The 15,534-nt window shown below is 60.5% G+C and carries 16 protein-coding genes and 1 rRNA gene; 9 read left to right on the top strand and 8 right to left on the bottom strand.

Annotated elements, in window-relative coordinates; genetic code table 11:
• Nucleotides 1–262 precede the first annotated feature (262 nt).
• The 4 genes from IAE36_RS09695 to IAE36_RS09680 all read left to right on the top strand — a co-directional run bounded on the left by IAE36_RS09695 (nt 263) and on the right by IAE36_RS09680 (nt 3,553).
• Nucleotides 263–856, top strand: coding sequence for an aminodeoxychorismate/anthranilate synthase component II (locus IAE36_RS09695; RefSeq protein WP_060482854.1), 594 nt, complete (start codon nt 263–265; stop codon nt 854–856).
• A gap of 9 nt (nt 857–865) precedes the next feature.
• Nucleotides 866–1,915: an anthranilate phosphoribosyltransferase gene (gene trpD, locus IAE36_RS09690; protein WP_201212066.1), complete on the top strand. Its 1,050-nt coding sequence runs from the start codon at nt 866–868 to the stop codon at nt 1,913–1,915.
• Nucleotides 1,912–2,745: an indole-3-glycerol phosphate synthase TrpC gene (trpC, locus tag IAE36_RS09685; RefSeq protein WP_028633520.1), complete on the top strand. Its 834-nt coding sequence runs from the start codon at nt 1,912–1,914 to the stop codon at nt 2,743–2,745. Before trpD ends, trpC begins: the two co-directional genes overlap by 4 nt.
• 103 nt (nt 2,746–2,848) lie before the next feature.
• Nucleotides 2,849–3,553, top strand: coding sequence for a lipoate--protein ligase family protein (locus IAE36_RS09680; RefSeq protein WP_201212064.1), 705 nt, complete (start codon nt 2,849–2,851; stop codon nt 3,551–3,553).
• Here the strand turns inward: IAE36_RS09680 and crp are convergent.
• Nucleotides 3,550–4,194 (bottom strand): cAMP-activated global transcriptional regulator CRP, encoded by a 645-nt coding sequence (crp, locus tag IAE36_RS09675; protein ID WP_201162052.1) that lies wholly within the window; start codon nt 4,192–4,194, stop codon nt 3,550–3,552. The two genes, IAE36_RS09680 and crp, sit on opposite strands and share 4 nt — an antisense overlap.
• Before the next feature lie 189 nt (nt 4,195–4,383).
• On the opposite strand from crp, the gene IAE36_RS09670 reads away from it, so the two are divergent.
• Nucleotides 4,384–4,806 (top strand): OsmC family protein, encoded by a 423-nt coding sequence (locus IAE36_RS09670; RefSeq protein WP_060482851.1) that lies wholly within the window; start codon nt 4,384–4,386, stop codon nt 4,804–4,806.
• Between the two features lie 76 nt (nt 4,807–4,882).
• Here IAE36_RS09670 and IAE36_RS09665 read toward each other — a convergent pair whose 3' ends face one another.
• The 5 genes from IAE36_RS09665 to hemJ form a co-directional block, all read right to left on the bottom strand.
• A complete protein-coding gene (locus IAE36_RS09665) occupies nt 4,883–5,923 on the bottom strand; it encodes a DUF2157 domain-containing protein (protein WP_201212062.1) in 1,041 nt (346 codons plus the stop codon).
• A gap of 9 nt (nt 5,924–5,932) precedes the next feature.
• Nucleotides 5,933–6,580 (bottom strand): 2-polyprenyl-3-methyl-6-methoxy-1,4-benzoquinone monooxygenase, encoded by a 648-nt coding sequence (gene coq7 / locus IAE36_RS09660; protein ID WP_060482849.1) that lies wholly within the window; start codon nt 6,578–6,580, stop codon nt 5,933–5,935.
• Between the two features lie 65 nt (nt 6,581–6,645).
• Nucleotides 6,646–6,984: a histidine triad nucleotide-binding protein gene (locus IAE36_RS09655; protein WP_028633515.1), complete on the bottom strand. Its 339-nt coding sequence runs from the start codon at nt 6,982–6,984 to the stop codon at nt 6,646–6,648.
• A gap of 64 nt (nt 6,985–7,048) precedes the next feature.
• Entirely contained in the window at nt 7,049–7,831 is a 783-nt protein-coding gene (locus IAE36_RS09650; RefSeq protein WP_201162049.1) for an SDR family NAD(P)-dependent oxidoreductase, read from the bottom strand.
• Nucleotides 7,832–7,898: 67 nt separating this feature from the next.
• A complete protein-coding gene (gene hemJ, locus IAE36_RS09645) occupies nt 7,899–8,324 on the bottom strand; it encodes a protoporphyrinogen oxidase HemJ (protein ID WP_028633513.1) in 426 nt (141 codons plus the stop codon).
• 143 nt (nt 8,325–8,467) lie between these two features.
• Between hemJ and argC the strand changes: the two genes are divergently transcribed.
• Both argC and erpA read left to right on the top strand, forming a co-directional pair.
• Nucleotides 8,468–9,502 (top strand): N-acetyl-gamma-glutamyl-phosphate reductase, encoded by a 1,035-nt coding sequence (argC, locus tag IAE36_RS09640; protein WP_201212060.1) that lies wholly within the window; start codon nt 8,468–8,470, stop codon nt 9,500–9,502.
• Nucleotides 9,503–9,619: 117 nt separating this feature from the next.
• Nucleotides 9,620–9,970: an iron-sulfur cluster insertion protein ErpA gene (erpA, locus tag IAE36_RS09635; protein ID WP_028633511.1), complete on the top strand. Its 351-nt coding sequence runs from the start codon at nt 9,620–9,622 to the stop codon at nt 9,968–9,970.
• A 60-nt stretch (nt 9,971–10,030) separates the two neighbouring features.
• Here erpA and IAE36_RS09630 read toward each other — a convergent pair whose 3' ends face one another.
• A complete protein-coding gene (locus tag IAE36_RS09630; protein WP_201212058.1) occupies nt 10,031–11,122 on the bottom strand; it encodes an anhydro-N-acetylmuramic acid kinase in 1,092 nt (363 codons plus the stop codon).
• Nucleotides 11,123–11,126: 4 nt separating this feature from the next.
• A complete protein-coding gene (locus IAE36_RS09625) occupies nt 11,127–12,548 on the bottom strand; it encodes a peptidoglycan DD-metalloendopeptidase family protein (RefSeq protein WP_201212056.1) in 1,422 nt (473 codons plus the stop codon).
• Between the two features lie 211 nt (nt 12,549–12,759).
• Between IAE36_RS09625 and tyrS the strand changes: the two genes are divergently transcribed.
• Together tyrS and IAE36_RS09615 are read left to right on the top strand one after the other, a co-directional pair.
• Nucleotides 12,760–13,959 (top strand): tyrosine--tRNA ligase, encoded by a 1,200-nt coding sequence (gene tyrS, locus IAE36_RS09620; RefSeq protein ID WP_201212054.1) that lies wholly within the window; start codon nt 12,760–12,762, stop codon nt 13,957–13,959.
• Nucleotides 13,960–14,530: 571 nt separating this feature from the next.
• Nucleotides 14,531–15,534, top strand: a 16S ribosomal RNA gene (locus IAE36_RS09615); the annotation flags it as partial.

Here is a 15,534-nt window from a genome sequence, read left to right as displayed (position 1 = left end):
TATTGCGCCCGCCGCCCCGGTAGGCTACTGTGCCCGAACGTAAGAGCGAGACCTACCCTGTGTTGATCGTCAGCAAACTCTTGATGCGCGTAATCAAGGCCCACGCCCGTTGGCGTTGGCGCGCCTGACTTTATCCCCTGCCGGCCTGCCCGGCCCGTCCCTGTTTGCCTTCCTGTATCAGCCCTTTGTGGCGAAGCCGCGCCTGCCGCAGGTGTGGGAAGGTTCGAATTATGAAGTCAGTAGATTCAAGAGGTTTAACCCGATGTTACTGATGATCGACAATTACGACTCATTCACTTACAACGTCGTGCAGTACCTTGGCGAGCTGGGTGCCGAGGTCAAGGTCATTCGCAATGACGAGCTGACCATCGCCCAGATCGAAGCCCTGCAGCCTGAGCGCATCGTCGTTTCCCCCGGCCCTTGCACGCCGAGCGAGGCCGGTGTCTCCATCCAGGCCATTCTGCATTTTGCCGGCAAGCTGCCGATTCTGGGTGTGTGCCTGGGGCACCAGTCCATCGGCCAGGCCTACGGTGGTGATGTGGTGCGCGCGCGCCAGGTGATGCATGGCAAGACCAGCCCGGTCTACCACCGTGACCTCGGTGTGTTTGCCGGCCTCAACAACCCGTTGACCGTTACCCGCTACCACTCGCTGGTGGTCAAGCGCGACACCCTGCCAGACTGCCTGGAAGTCACCGCCTGGACCGCCCTCGAAGACGGCTCGGTGGATGAAATCATGGGGCTGCGGCACAAGACGCTGAATGTTGAAGGGGTGCAGTTCCACCCTGAGTCGATACTGACCGAACAAGGGCACGAGCTGTTCGCCAACTTCCTCAAGCAGACTGGCGGCCACCGCTAAGGATCGAATATGGATATCAAGAGCGCGTTGAGCCGTATCGTCGGCCACCTGGACCTGACCACCGAAGAAATGCGCAGTGTCATGCGCGAAATCATGACCGGGCAGTGCAGCGAGGCGCAAATTGGCGCCTTCCTGATGGGCATGCGCATGAAGAGCGAGAGCATCGATGAAATCGTCGGCGCCGTTTCCGTGATGCGCGAACTGGCGGACAAGGTCGAACTGCAGAATCTTGATGGCGTGGTGGATATTGTTGGCACAGGCGGTGATGGTGCCAACATTTTCAACGTTTCCACCGCTTCGTCGTTCGTGCTGGCGGCGGCGGGGTGTACGGTGGCCAAGCATGGCAACCGGGCCGTTTCGGGTAAAAGCGGCAGTGCCGACTTGCTGGAGGCTGCGGGCATCTACCTGAACCTGACGCCTGTGCAGGTTGCCCGTTGCATCGACAGCCTGGGCATCGGCTTCATGTTCGCGCAAAGCCATCATACCGCCATGAAGCATGCCGCTGGCCCGCGCCGCGATCTGGGGATGCGCACCTTGTTCAACATGCTCGGCCCGCTTACGAATCCGGCCGGCGTGAAGCACCAGGTGGTTGGGGTGTTCACCCAGGCGCTGTGCCGCCCGCTGGCTGAAGTGCTGCACCGCCTGGGCAGCAAGCATGTACTGGTGGTGCATTCCAAGGACGGCCTGGACGAGTTCAGCCTGGCCGCACCCACGTTCGTGGCGGAACTGAAAAACGGCGAAATCACCGAGTACTGGGTGGAGCCTGAAGACCTCGGCATGAAGAGCCAGAGTCTGCATGGCCTCGCCGTAGAAAACCCGCAGGCTTCGCTGGCGCTCATTCGTGACGCCCTCGGCAGGCGCAAGACCGAGAACGGCCAGAAGGCTGCAGAAATGATCGTTCTCAACGCAGGTGCGGCGCTCTATGCAGCCGACCATGCCATGAGCCTGAAGGCTGGCGTGGAACTGGCCAGCGATGTACTGCACACGGGGCTGGCCTGGGAGAAAATGCAGGAGCTGGGCGCCTTTACGGCGGTATTCAAGGTGGAGAACGAAGCATGAGTGTGCCAACGGTGCTGGAACGGATCATCGCCCGCAAGTTTCAGGAGGTGGCAGAACGCCGGGCTCGGGTGAGCCTTGCCGAGCTGGACGTGCTGGCCAAGTCAGCAGACGCCCCCCGCGGTTTTGCCAATGCCATGATCGAGCAGGCCAAGCGCAAGCAGCCGGCGGTGATTGCCGAGATCAAGAAAGCCTCGCCCAGCAAAGGCGTGATCCGTGAAGTATTCGTGCCGTCCGAGATTGCGGTCAGCTACGAGAAGGGTGGTGCCACCTGCCTGTCGGTGCTGACCGATGTGGATTACTTCCAGGGCGCCGATGAGTACCTGCAGCAAGCTCGCGGCGCGGTGTCGCTACCGGTTATCCGCAAGGACTTCATGGTCGACCCGTACCAGATCGTCGAGGCCCGTGCCTTGGGCGCCGACTGTGTGTTGCTGATCGTGTCGGCGCTCGACGATGTGAAAATGGCTGAACTTGCCGCCACGGCCAAAGACGTCGGGCTGGATGTACTGGTGGAGGTGCATGACGGCGATGAGCTGGAGCGTGCCCTGAAGACTCTGGACACACCGCTGGTAGGGGTGAACAACCGCAACCTGCACACCTTCGAGGTCAGCCTGGAGACCACCCTGGACCTGCTGCCGCGTATTCCTCGCGACCGCCTGGCCATCACCGAGAGCGGTATCCTGAACCGTGCCGACGTCGAGCTGATGGAAATCAATGACGTCTACTCGTTCCTGGTGGGCGAGGCGTTCATGCGGGCCGAGCAGCCGGGCCTTGAGCTGCAGCGTCTGTTCTTCCCCGAGCAGGTGAAGAAAACCGTTCAGCAACTGGACTGAGCAAAAACAAGCCGGCGCAACTGCCGGCTTTTTTACAGGCCCTGCCATTGCCGCTTCCGGGGCAGGCCTTGAAGGCAGCGAAGAAACGATCATAGGTGGAGCAATGACCGATCAACCCCTTGCCCTGACTGTGGAACAAGGCCTGCACGCCGAGCAGGAACTGCTGGGTGCAGTGTGCCGCGGCGAACGGGAAAGTGGCGTGCTGTTCTGGCGCCCGACGGACCATGCGCTGGTCATGCCCCGTCGTATGAGCCGGCTGCAACACTTCGAGGTCGCCTGCGCAGAACTGGCGATTGGCGGCTGGCCGGTGCTGCTGCGCGAGACCGGTGGTGAGCCAGTGCCTCAATCGCATTCCACTGTGAACATCGCGCTGGTTTACCCCGCTCCTCGTAGTGAAGGCGACCACGGCCGCATCGAAAACGCCTATCAGCGTCTATGCCTGCCATTGTGCGACGTGCTACGTGAGTGGGGCGGTGTGGCCTCGGTGGGGGAAATTGAAGGCGCGTTCTGCGACGGCCGTTACAACGTCAACCTCAATGGCCGCAAGCTGGTCGGTACCGCCCAGCGCTGGCGGCAGAGCCTGGCGGGCAAGCGCCCGGTGGTGCTGGTGCACGGGGCGCTGCTGCTGGACAACGAGCGCGAATCAATGGTGGCTGCCGTCAATCGGTTCAACCAGTGCTGTGAGCTTGAACAGCGCTGCCGTGCCGATGCGCATATTGCGCTGCATGAAGTGGCGCCCGAAGCGCCGTGGTTCGCACGGCTGTCCCAGGCGTATGCCAGGGTGCTGGCCGATGTCCCCAAAACCTAGCGGGTTCCGTGCACCACCATGGTCTTGCCCTTGACCTGCACCAGGCTGCGCTCCTCAAGGTCTTTGAGGACGCGGCCAACCATTTCCCTTGAGCACCCCACGATGCGGCCGATCTCCTGACGGGTGATCTTGATCTGCATGCCGTCGGGGTGGGTCATGGCGTCGGGTTGCTTGCACAGCTCAAGCAGGCAGCGGGCAACCCGGCCAGTGACGTCGAAAAAGGCCAGGTCGCCTACCTTGCGCGTGGTGTTGCGCAGGCGCTGGGCCATCTGGCTGCCGAGGGCGTAGAGCATGTCCGGGTCCTGGCGTGCCAGTTCGCGGAACTTGCCATAGGTGATCTCTGCCACCTCACACTCGGTTTTGGCTCTGACCCAGGCACTGCGGTGTTGTTCGGCTCCCCCGGGTTCGAACAGGCCCAGCTCACCGAAAAAGTCGCCACTGTTCAGGTAGGCGATGATCATTTCGTGGCCTTCGTCGTCTTCGATGAGGATGGTGACCGAACCCTTGATGATGAACGAAAGCGTCTCTGCTCGATCACCGGCGCAAATGATGTTGCTCTTGGCGGCGTAGTGGCGGCGCTGACAGTGCGCCAGCAGCCTGTCGATGTTCTTGAGCTTGGGGGTTGTGGCAGAAGCAACCATCACGAAATCCTGTTCGATACGACCCATAGGCTTTTACAACAGCAAGCCGGCGAAGGCGCCAGTCATTTGGCGCCAGCTTATCAGACGCTTACAAAATGTTTCGGTATTAAACCGGTGCTTCATGTACTTTTCCCGCGGCTGCACAAGGTCTAAGCTGACACCCTTTTTTGAATTCAGGAGTCCAGGCAGATGAAGGCACGTATCCAGTGGGCCGGTGAGGCAATGTTCCTCGGCGAATCGGGAAGCGGCCACGTCGTGGTGATGGACGGCCCGCCCGAGGCGGGTGGTCGCAACCTGGGTGTGCGGCCGATGGAAATGCTGCTGCTGGGCCTGGGCGGCTGCAGCAGCTTCGATGTGGTCAGCATCCTCAAGAAGTCGCGTCAGGCAGTGGAAAGCTGCGAAGCGTTCCTTGAGGCCGACCGTGCCAGCGAAGACCCGAAAGTCTTTACCAAGATCCACATGAACTTCGTGGTCAAAGGCCGCGGGCTGAAGGAAGCCCAGGTTAAACGGGCGGTCGAGTTGTCCGCTGAGAAGTATTGCTCTGCATCGATCATGCTCGAACGTGCCGGGGTCGAGATTACCCATGGCTACGAAATTGTAGAGCTTGGTTGAAGCAGGTTTTAGGTTACATCGCCGGCTCTGGCAGAACTGCTCATGACGGCTTGATTTAGCGGGGTGACCCGTGCCATCAGCTGCGCAGCGCTGGCAGGGCCACCTGTACCCACCCCGGCAACCTTCCCCGCATCCACTGGCTCAACCGCTCACGCCGCTTCTGGTAAAACAACCCCAGGCCGATCACCCCCAGCCCGATCAGGGTCAGTACGACCGGGAAGAGCAACGAGTCGGCAAATACCTCGTAAGATAGATACCCCAGGTAAGTCGCCACGCCCAGCGCGCCGAACACCATGAACACCGGCCGGCGCAGCAGCACCGCCATGGCGATCAGTACGAGGTTGATGAGGCAATACACGGCCTTGCCCAATTCGCTGCCGTTATCCACCAGCGTCAGCCCTCCCCAGAACGCGGCGAGGCCCGCCAGATAACCCCAGTGGGCATAATCCTGGCGGGTGCGGCCGTCTACCACCAGAAACACCAGTAAGGTCGCCAACCCGAACCACAGTGACACTTCACGGCGCTGCTCCCAGGTGAACGGCGAGCCGAAGAACCACTCGCTCAAGTCCATCGACATGAACCACAGCGCCACGGCAATCGGCATCACGATGAAAGGGTAGGGCACAAGCCGCAGCATCAGCAGCCCGGCCAGGATGGTTGCGGCCTCCATCAACAGCCAGCCGCCCTGAACATGGGTGTAGTACTGGTGATAGTTGCTTTGGGTGTCTTCCAGTGGCCACCAGCCCAGAAGGCGTTCGACGGCAAAAACTGCCAAGGGCACGATGCTGACCGCCACGGCTGCCAGTACGCCGGCCGCCACCGGTTGTGCGCGCCGCTGCAGCCTGAGTGCAAACAGGGTAATGAACAAGATGTAGAGGCTGGCGACCAGCAACAACGCGCCGTCACCCACGCGCAACCATGCCTCATTCAGCAGCCAGCCCATGGCCGCCATGATCAACAGGGCACCGAAGTAGAACGCCGTGTGCGCCAGTTGCAGGTTGCCGGTAGCGGCCGGCTGCTGGCGCAGAAACGCCAGCAGCGCCCGGTCCTGGCCGGGTTGCAGAACCCCGGCCTCAACCGCACGGGCCAGGTCCGTTGCTTGGAAGCGTTCGGTCATGCCTGCCCTTTAGATACGGTAGGTGCTCTTGGTCATGACCTTGGCCAGCAGGCTCATGCCAAAGCGTACGGGCGCCGGGAAGCGGTAGCCGCCCGCCTCAAGCGCGGTTTCGGCGTGCTGTTCCTCGTCGATGCGCATCTGCTCGAGAATCGCCCGGGACTTCTGGTCATCGGCAGGGATCTGCTGGAGATGATGGTCGAGGTGTTTGCACACCTGGTGCTCGGTGGCGGCGACGAAGCCCAGGCTGACCTTGTCGCTGACCAGCCCGGCAAGTGCGCCAATGCCGAACGACATGCCATAGAAAAGGGGGTTGAGCACGCTGGGGTGGCTGTTGAGTTGGCGAATGCGCTGCTCGCACCAGACCAAATGGTCGATTTCTTCTTCTGCAGCGTGTTCCATGGCCTTGCGTACTTCAGGCAGTTTCGCCGTCAGGGCCTGGCCCTGGTACAGCGCCTGAGCACAGACTTCGCCGGTGTGGTTGATGCGCATCAGCCCGGCAACATGGCGCGCCTGTTGGGCATCGAGGTCGACGTCGGGCTGGATGATCGCCGGTGAAGGCCGGGACGGCTGGCCGCTGAAGGGCAGCAAGGTGCGCATGGCGGTATCGGCCTGCAGCAACAAGCGGTCGAGCGGGGAATAGTGACGTTCGGTAGCCATCGGGCACCTCCGCAAGAATGTGCCCGACAGTTTACCCCAATAGCATCAGGGTCGCTTGCCGTGGATCAGCCCGGCGGCCAGTTCATCTGGCGCTGGCCAAGCACATGCATGTGGATGTGGTACACCGTCTGGCCGCCCTGCTCATTGCAGTTCATGACCACCCGGAAACCCTCTTCGCAGCCTAGCTCCTTGGCCAGACGCTGGGCGGTGAACAGGATGTGGCCGGCCAGGCCCTTGTCTTGCTCGGTCAGGTCGTTGAGGGTGCGGATGTGCTTTTTCGGAATGACCAGAAAGTGCACCGGCGCCTGGGGGGCGATGTCGTGGAACGCCAGAACCTGGTCGTCCTCGTAGATGATCTTTGCCGGGATTTCCCGGTTGATGATCTTGATGAATAAATCGTCCACAGCACTTGCTCCATGGTGAAGGTCCGGCCCGAGTGTACTCAGCCGGGCGCCGCTCGCCCAGTGGCTATTCCATGCCAGCCGGGCAGTAGCGCCTGTGGATGACCCCGGCCAGCTTGCGCACCAGCCAGCGCGGCAGCAGGCGAGGGGCGAATGCCAGCCAACGGTTGCGCCGGCCCGGCATGATCACTGCGCGGTTCTTGTCCAGCGCACGTACGGTGTACAGCGCCAGTTCCTCAGGGCTGATGCACCGGGCCTTGCCATCCAGGCGGGGTATGCGCCGGCGCGATGAGCGCACCGGGCCTGGGCAGAGCACCGAAACCTTGATGCCGGTGCGCCCGAGTTCTTCGCGCAGGGCCAGTGTAAAACTCATGACATATGCCTTGCTGGCGGCATAGGCAGCGAGCCAGGGGCCGGGCGCAACACCCGCCAGGCCGGCCACGTTGAGGATCTGGCCACCGCCCTGTACCGCCATCAGGTTGCCAATGGCGTGGCACAGGCGGCTCAGGGCCAGAACGTTGACTTCCAGCAGGTCCTGCTCGTCTGCCCACTCGTGGGCCAGGAACGGCCCGTAGGTACGTTGGCCGGCGCAGTTGACCAGCAGGTCGATGCGCCGCTCGCCTTCTTCGAGTTCCAGCACGAAGCCCGACAGGCGCAGGGGCTGGCTGAGGTCGCAGGCGCGCAACAGCACTTCAACGCCAAAACGCTGGGTCAGCTCGATAGCCACCGGCTCCAGCGTTTCTCGGTGGCGTGCCACCAGGATCAGGTTGCGCCCACGCCTTGCCAGGGCTTCCGCCAGGGCCAGGCCCAGGCCGCTGGAAGCACCGGTGATCATGGCGTAACGGGTCATGCAAGGCTCCTGGGGCTGAAGAGGGCGCGTAGTGTACAGCTTGTAGTGCCTGGCGTTGCGTTTTGCGTCAGAAGGGCTTGACCACCACCAGGATCACGATAGCCAGCAGAAACAGCACGGGCACTTCGTTGAACCAGCGATAGTACACATGGCTGCGGGTGTTGCTGCCGCTGGCAAAGCGTTTGCGCTGGGCGCCGCACATGTGATGGTAGCCGGTCAGCAGGATTACCAGTGTCAGCTTGGCGTGCAGCCACCCTTGGCTGAGCCAGCCCGGCGTGAGGTAGAGCATCCAGATGCCGAACACGTACGTGGCGATCATCGCCGGGTTCATGATGCCGCGGTACAGCTTGCGTTCCATGGTCACGAAACGGTCCTGGCTGACGCTGTCCTGGCTTTGGGCGTGGTACACGAACAGCCGTGGCAGGTAGAACAGGCCGGCAAACCAGCAGACCACGCTGACGATATGCAGCGCTTTGATCCATAGATAGAGCATCGAGGTGGTTCCTTCAGGGTATTCACGGTCGTCAGATAGTAGTGCCCAAGTGTCATCAGGGGCACCCGAAGAGTTGTTACAGACGCATCGCGCCCCTATCATCGTGACTTTTCCAGGCGACTCGTTGATAAGGGGCAAGCGTTATGATCAAGGTCGGTATCGTCGGCGGCACGGGTTACACCGGCGTCGAACTGTTGCGCCTGCTGGCACAGCACCCACAGGCGGAAGTGACGATCATCACTTCGCGCTCCGAGGCAGGCTTGCCAGTGGCGGACATGTACCCGAACCTGCGCGGTCATTACGACGGGCTGGCATTCAGCGTGCCTGACAGCAAGGCGCTGGGTGCCTGCGATGTGGTGTTCTTTGCTACGCCACACGGTGTGGCCCATGCCTTGGCGGGTGAGCTGCTGGCTGCCGGCACCAAGGTGATCGACCTTTCGGCAGACTTCCGCCTGCAGGACGCTGAAGAATGGGGCAAATGGTATGGCCAGCCCCACGGCGCCCCGGAGTTGCTGGCAGATGCGGTGTATGGTTTGCCTGAGGTGAACCGCGACAAGATTCGCCAGGCACGCCTTATTGCGGTACCGGGCTGCTACCCTACCGCTACCCAGCTGGGTTTCTTGCCGTTGCTGGAGGCGGGGCTGGCTGACGAGACCCGCCTGATTGCCGACTGCAAGTCCGGTGTCAGTGGCGCGGGGCGTGGCGCGGCCGTGGGCTCGTTGTTCTGCGAGGCTGGTGAGAGCATGAAAGCCTATGCGGTCAAGGGCCATCGCCACCTTCCAGAAATCAGCCAGGGCTTGCGCCTGGCTGCGGGCAAGGACATCGGCCTGACCTTCGTGCCCCACCTGACACCGATGATCCGCGGCATCCACGCCACCCTGTACGCTACGGTTGCCGACAAGTCGGTAGACCTGCAGGCACTGTTCGAGAAGCGCTACGCCAACGAACCGTTCGTCGACGTGATGCCCGCCGGCAGCCACCCGGAAACCCGCAGCGTGCGCGGTGCGAACGTCTGCCGCATCGCCGTTCACCGCCCGCAAGGTGGCGACCTGGTGGTGGTGCTGTCGGTCATCGACAACCTGGTCAAAGGTGCTTCCGGCCAGGCGGTGCAGAACCTCAACATCCTGTTCGGCCTGGACGAGCGTATGGGCCTTGGCCATGCCGGCCTGTTGCCCTGACACGTGATGAATGGCAAGCAGCAGGGTGACGCTTGCTATTGTTGACCGATTTTCTCGGGAAAGCGGATAATGGCCGCCATCGAGTTTTATGGCGGCTACCACGCCGGGAGAATCAACATGAGCGTCGAAACCTTCACCCCCACGGCTTTGGAATTTACCCACGGCGCTGCGCAAAAGGTGAAGACACTGGTTTCCGAGGAAGGCAATGACCGCCTGAAGTTGCGTGTATTCGTCACCGGTGGCGGCTGCTCGGGCTTCCAGTACGGTTTCACCTTCGATGAAGATGTCGCCGAAGATGACACCATCGTCGAGCGCGAAGGGGTGTCGCTGGTGGTCGACCCGATGAGCTTCCAGTACTTGGCGGGTGCCGAAGTCGACTACCAGGAAGGCCTGGAAGGTTCGCGGTTCGTGATCAAGAACCCGAATGCCGCCACCACCTGCGGCTGTGGCTCTTCCTTCTCGATCTGAAGTTTGCTGCAAAAAAAACGCCGCGCAATTGCGCGGCGTTTTGCTACCTGCAGCGGTGTGTTATGCAGGGTAGATGGCGCCCAGTATGCGTAGCCCGCGTGCAGCGGTGACACTGGGGCGGTTGGCAGCAACCCCTTCGAGGCAGCAATGGGCCAACCAGGCGAACGCCATGGCCTCCACCCAGTCAGGGTCGATGCCATAGGCGGCTGTGCTTGCAACCTTCGCTAGCGGCAGCAGCTGGGCCAGGCGAGCCATCAATGCGCCGTTGCGGGCGCCGCCCCCACATACCAGCAGGGCCTGGGTACCCGGTTGGGCATTGTTCAGCGAGTCGATGATGCTGCGCGCACTCAGTTCCAGCAGCGTCGCCTGCACGTCTTCGTCGCGGTAAGCGGGCAGCGTGGCCAGGTGGCTGTCCAGCCAGGGCAGGTTGAACACCTCACGGCCTGTGCTTTTTGGGCCGCTCCCCGCAAAGAACGGATCAGCCAGCAATGTACCGAGCAGGGCAGGTTGCACCTTCCCGGTTGCGGCCCATGCGCCGTCAGCATCGTAGGCCTGGCCGCGCTTGCGTTCTACCCAGGCATCCAGCAGCACGTTGCCGGGGCCACAGTCGAAGCCGTGTACGGGTGTGCCTTGTGCAATCAGGCTCAGGTTGCTGAAACCACCAACGTTGAGGATTGCCAGGCGCTGGCCAATGTGGCTGAACAAGGTTTCGTGAAAGGCCGGTACCAGGGGCGCACCCTGGCCTCCGGCAGCGACATCGCGGCGTCTGAAATCGGCCACAACGCGGATGCCCGTGACCTCGGCCAGCAGCGCCGGGTTGCCAATCTGCACCGTAAACCCGCGTGCAGGTTCATGGCGAATGGTCTGCCCATGGCTGCCAATGGCGCGGATGTCCTCGGGGCGCAGCCCCTGACGTGCCAGCAGCTGCGCAATACCTTCACCGGCCAGTGTGGCCCAGCGGTTTTCCGCCAGTGCGGCTCGGGCGATTTCGTCGGGCCCGCTACTGCACAGGCTGAGTAGCGCCTGGCGAAGGTCGTCGGGCATCGGCAGGTAATGGGTGGCGAGCAGTTGAAGCTGCTCGCCTTGTTCTACCAAGGCAATGTCCAGGCCGTCGAGGCTGGTGCCGGACATTACCCCAATGTAGAGGGCCATGCTGTCAGCGCTTGTTGGAAGCGAGCAGCGTGGCCTTTTCCTGATCCATGCGCGCGATCAGGGGCTGGCTCTGCTGCAGGAAGCGCTGGCGCTCGTTCTTGGCGATCGGGTCGGCCATCGGCACTTTCTGGCTCAGTGGGTCGACGTGCACACCGTTCACCTGGAACTCGTAGTGCAGGTGAGGGCCAGTGGACAGGCCGGTGGTGCCGATATACCCGATGATCTGGCCTTGCTTGACCGTGCCGCCGGTCTTGATGCCCTTGGCGAAGCCTTGCATGTGCCCGTAAAGGGTCTTGTAGCGATTGCCGTGCTGGATGACGACCGTATTACCGTAACCGCCGCGGCGCCCGGCAAGTTCGATACGGCCATCGCCTGCAGCCTTGATCGGTGTGCCGCGAGGGGCTGCATAGTCGACGCCTTTATGCGCACGGATCTTGTTCAGAATGGGGTGCTTGCGGCCTGCAGAAAACCGCGAGCTGATGCGGGCAAAGTCTACCGGCGTGCGGATGAACGCCTTGCGCAAGCTGTTGCCATCGGCCGTGTAGTAGGTGGTGTTGCCCTGCTTGTTGGTGTAGCGCACAGCGGTGTAGGTCTTGCCGCGGTTGGTAAAGCGCGCCGACAGGATGTTGCCGGTGCCGACCACTTTGCCATCCATGACCTTCTGCTCGTAGACCACGTCGAATTCATCGCCCTGGCGAATATCCTGGGCAAAGTCGATGTCGTAGCCCAGCACCCGTGCCATGTCCATGGTCAGGCTGTGGGACAGCCCGGCGCGTTGGGCAGAGGCCGACAGGGAGCTTTTGATCACGCCGTGGGCGTAAGCGGTGCGTACGACCGGTTTGCTGATTTCTCGGTTGAACGTGTAGCCCTTGTCGGTCTTGGTCAGGCGAATGGTTTCAAGGCTGCTGACTTTGCTGTGCAGGTTGGCGAGCTGGCCGTCTTTGTCCAGCTCGAACTGCAGTACCTGGCCATGCTTCAGCTGGCTGAACTGCTTGGCCTGCTTGCTGCTGGCCAGGATGTCGTGGACGGCATTGGCAGGGAGGCCAACCTTGGCGAACAAGGTAGAGAGGGTGTCACCGCTGGCGACGGTCACCTCGCGGTGGTCAGGTGCCTTGGCAGCCTGTGCGGCGGGCTCGGTCGCCGGCGCCTTTTGCTCAGCATTCTGTGTGCTGGGTGCCGGCTCTTCGATCTGGGCGAACGGCGAGCCTTGCTCACCTTCGGCCTGTACCAGCGGGGCAGTGCGGGATTCGTCCTTGAGCTGCTCGGCGGGGCTTTCCAGCTCCAGGTTAAGGGTGGTTTTCTTGGCTTCTACGTCGCTGGAGGGGAACACCAGCAGGGCCAGGCTGAGCAAGGCCGCGATACCACTGGCGGCCAGAATATGTGTCTTCGGATAAAGCGGAGGCGCTTTAGGCGGTTCGTTGGTCATGGGCTAAGGACTTTGAAAAAGGTGAAATGGAAAAGATGAATGACATGATGAAGATGAAATAACTGTATAAAATATAACCAAAAGCATTTTCACGCAAGGGCGCGTAGACGTCGCGACGCCGGGTCCGGGTCACATCCCTTTGTGAACTTGTATTTGACAGCCGATCTTGTATGGTTGGCTCCCCCTGAATCTGAGCCTTGCGGGTTTGTCTATGAAGTCGGTTGAAGAGCAGCTGGCGCTTATCAAGCGCGGTGCCGAAGAAGTACTGGTCGAGTCGGAACTGGTTGAGAAGCTCAAGCGCGGTCAGCCCTTGCGCATCAAGGCAGGCTTCGATCCCACGGCGCCCGATCTTCATCTCGGCCACACGGTGCTGATCAACAAGCTGCGTCAGTTCCAGGACCTTGGCCATCAGGTGGTGTTCCTCATTGGTGACTTCACCGGCATGATCGGCGACCCCAGCGGCAAGAGCGCCACGCGCCCACCCCTGACCCGCGAGCAGGTGCTGGAAAACGCCGAAACCTATAAACAGCAGGTGTTCAAGATTCTCGACCCGGCCAAGACCGAGGTCGCGTTCAACTCCACCTGGATGGACACCCTGTCACCGGCAGACTTCATTCGCCTGGCGTCGCAGTACACCGTGGCGCGCATGCTCGAGCGTGATGACTTCGACAAGCGCTACACCACCAATCAGCCCATTGCCATCCATGAGTTCCTTTACCCGCTGGTGCAGGGCTATGACTCGGTAGCGCTCAAGGCTGACGTCGAGTTGGGCGGTACCGATCAGAAGTTCAACCTGCTGATGGGCCGCGAGTTGCAGCGTGCCTATGGCCAGGAGGCCCAGAACATCGTCACCATGCCATTGCTCGAGGGGCTGGACGGCGTGAAGAAGATGTCCAAGTCGCTGGGCAATTATGTGGGTATCCAGGAAGCGCCAGGGGTGATGTACAGCAAGTTGGTGTCGATTCCTGACACCTTGATGTGGCGCTATTTCGAACTGCTGAGCTTCCGCTCGATGGAAGAGATCGAGGGGCTGCGTGCTGATGTGGCCAAGGGTGCCAACCCGCGCGACATCAAGATAAAGCTGGCCGAGGAAATCGTTGCGCGTTTCCATGGTGAGGAGGCGGCGGCCAATGCCCACCGTGCGGCCGGTAACCGTATGAAGGAAGGCGAGCTTCCAGAAGACCTGCCGGAGGTTGAAGTGGTGTCTGCCGAGAGCCTGCCTATTGCTGCCGTGCTGAATCGCGCTGGCCTGGTGAAGAACTCGGCGCAGGCACGTGACCTGCTGGCCGGGGGAGCGGTAAAGGTTGATGGCGCTGCAGTCGACCGTGATTTCATGTTTGCCCTGGGTGCCAGCCATGTGTGCCAGGCCGGCAAGAAGTCGTTCGCCCGAGTTACCCTAAAGCCTGAATAACCTCCTATTAAGGTAGGAGCGAGCGTAGCTCGCGATGCGCCGCCAGTGGCGGCGCTGTTCAGCCTTAATTTCACTTTAATGAAATAAACGGTTGACGCCCTCTCGAATCCCCTTATAATGCGCCCCACTTCCAGCGACAACGGAACGCAAAACTCCTTGAGATTCAATGAGTTAAGCGATTAACGGGTTTCCGGAAGCGCTACGATCACCCGATCAAAAGCGGTTGAGATGAAGGTTGACAGCGCTCTTGAGTGCTGTATGATTCGCCTCCCGCTACGAGCGATCGCAGCGAGTCAAGTGTTTGAAGCTAAACGAGTTTCTCGCAAAAAACTTCAAAATAAACGCTTGACAGCAAATGAGGAAAGCGTAGAATGCGCGCCTCGGTTGAGACGAAGCACTCTCAGCCAAACGCTCTTTAACAAATCGAATCAAGCAATTCGTGTGGGTGCTTGTGAGTACGGACTGATAGTCACAAAGATTATCAGCATCACAAGTGGCCATGCGAGAAATCACATAGTCATTTGAGATTGCTGAGCCAAGTTTAGGGTTTCTTAAAAACCCAAGCAGTATTGAACTGAAGAGTTTGATCATGGCTCAGATTGAACGCTGGCGGCAGGCCTAACACATGCAAGTCGAGCGGATGACGGGAGCTTGCTCCTTGATTCAGCGGCGGACGGGTGAGTAATGCCTAGGAATCTGCCTGGTAGTGGGGGACAACGTTTCGAAAGGAACGCTAATACCGCATACGTCCTACGGGAGAAAGCAGGGGACCTTCGGGCCTTGCGCTATCAGATGAGCCTAGGTCGGATTAGCTTGTTGGTGAGGTAATGGCTCACCAAGGCGACGATCCGTAACTGGTCTGAGAGGATGATCAGTCACACTGGAACTGAGACACGGTCCAGACTCCTACGGGAGGCAGCAGTGGGGAATATTGGACAATGGGCGAAAGCCTGATCCAGCCATGCCGCGTGTGTGAAGAAGGTCTTCGGATTGTAAAGCACTTTAAGTTGGGAGGAAGGGTTGTAGATTAATACTCTGCAATTTTGACGTTACCGACAGAATAAGCACCGGCTAACTCTGTGCCAGCAGCCGCGGTAATACAGAGGGTGCAAGCGTTAATCGGAATTACTGGGCGTAAAGCGCGCGTAGGTGGTTTGTTAAGTTGGATGTGAAAGCCCCGGGCTCAACCTGGGAACTGCATCCAAAACTGGCAAGCTAGAGTACGGTAGAGGGTGGTGGAATTTCCTGTGTAGCGGTGAAATGCGTAGATATAGGAAGGAACACCAGTGGCGAAGGCGACCACCTGGACTGATACTGACACTGAGGTGCGAAAGCGTGGGGAGCAAACAGGATTAGATACCCTGGTAGTCCACGCCGTAAACGATGTCAACTAGCCGTTGGAATCCTTGAGATTTTAGTGGCGCAGCTAACGCATTAAGTTGACCGCCTGGGGAGTACGGCCGCAAGGTTAAAACTCAAATGAATTGACGGGGGCCCGCACAAGCGGTGGAGCATGTGGTTTAATTCGAAGCAACGCGAAGAACCTTACCAGGCCTTGACATGCAGAGAACTTTC

The sequence above is a fragment of the Pseudomonas sp. S36 genome (genome assembly GCF_016647875.1).
Lineage (GTDB): Bacteria > Pseudomonadota > Gammaproteobacteria > Pseudomonadales > Pseudomonadaceae > Aquipseudomonas > Aquipseudomonas parafulva.
Note: the sequence above shows the minus strand (reverse complement) of the source record. Positions and strands in the feature narration are given on the sequence as shown.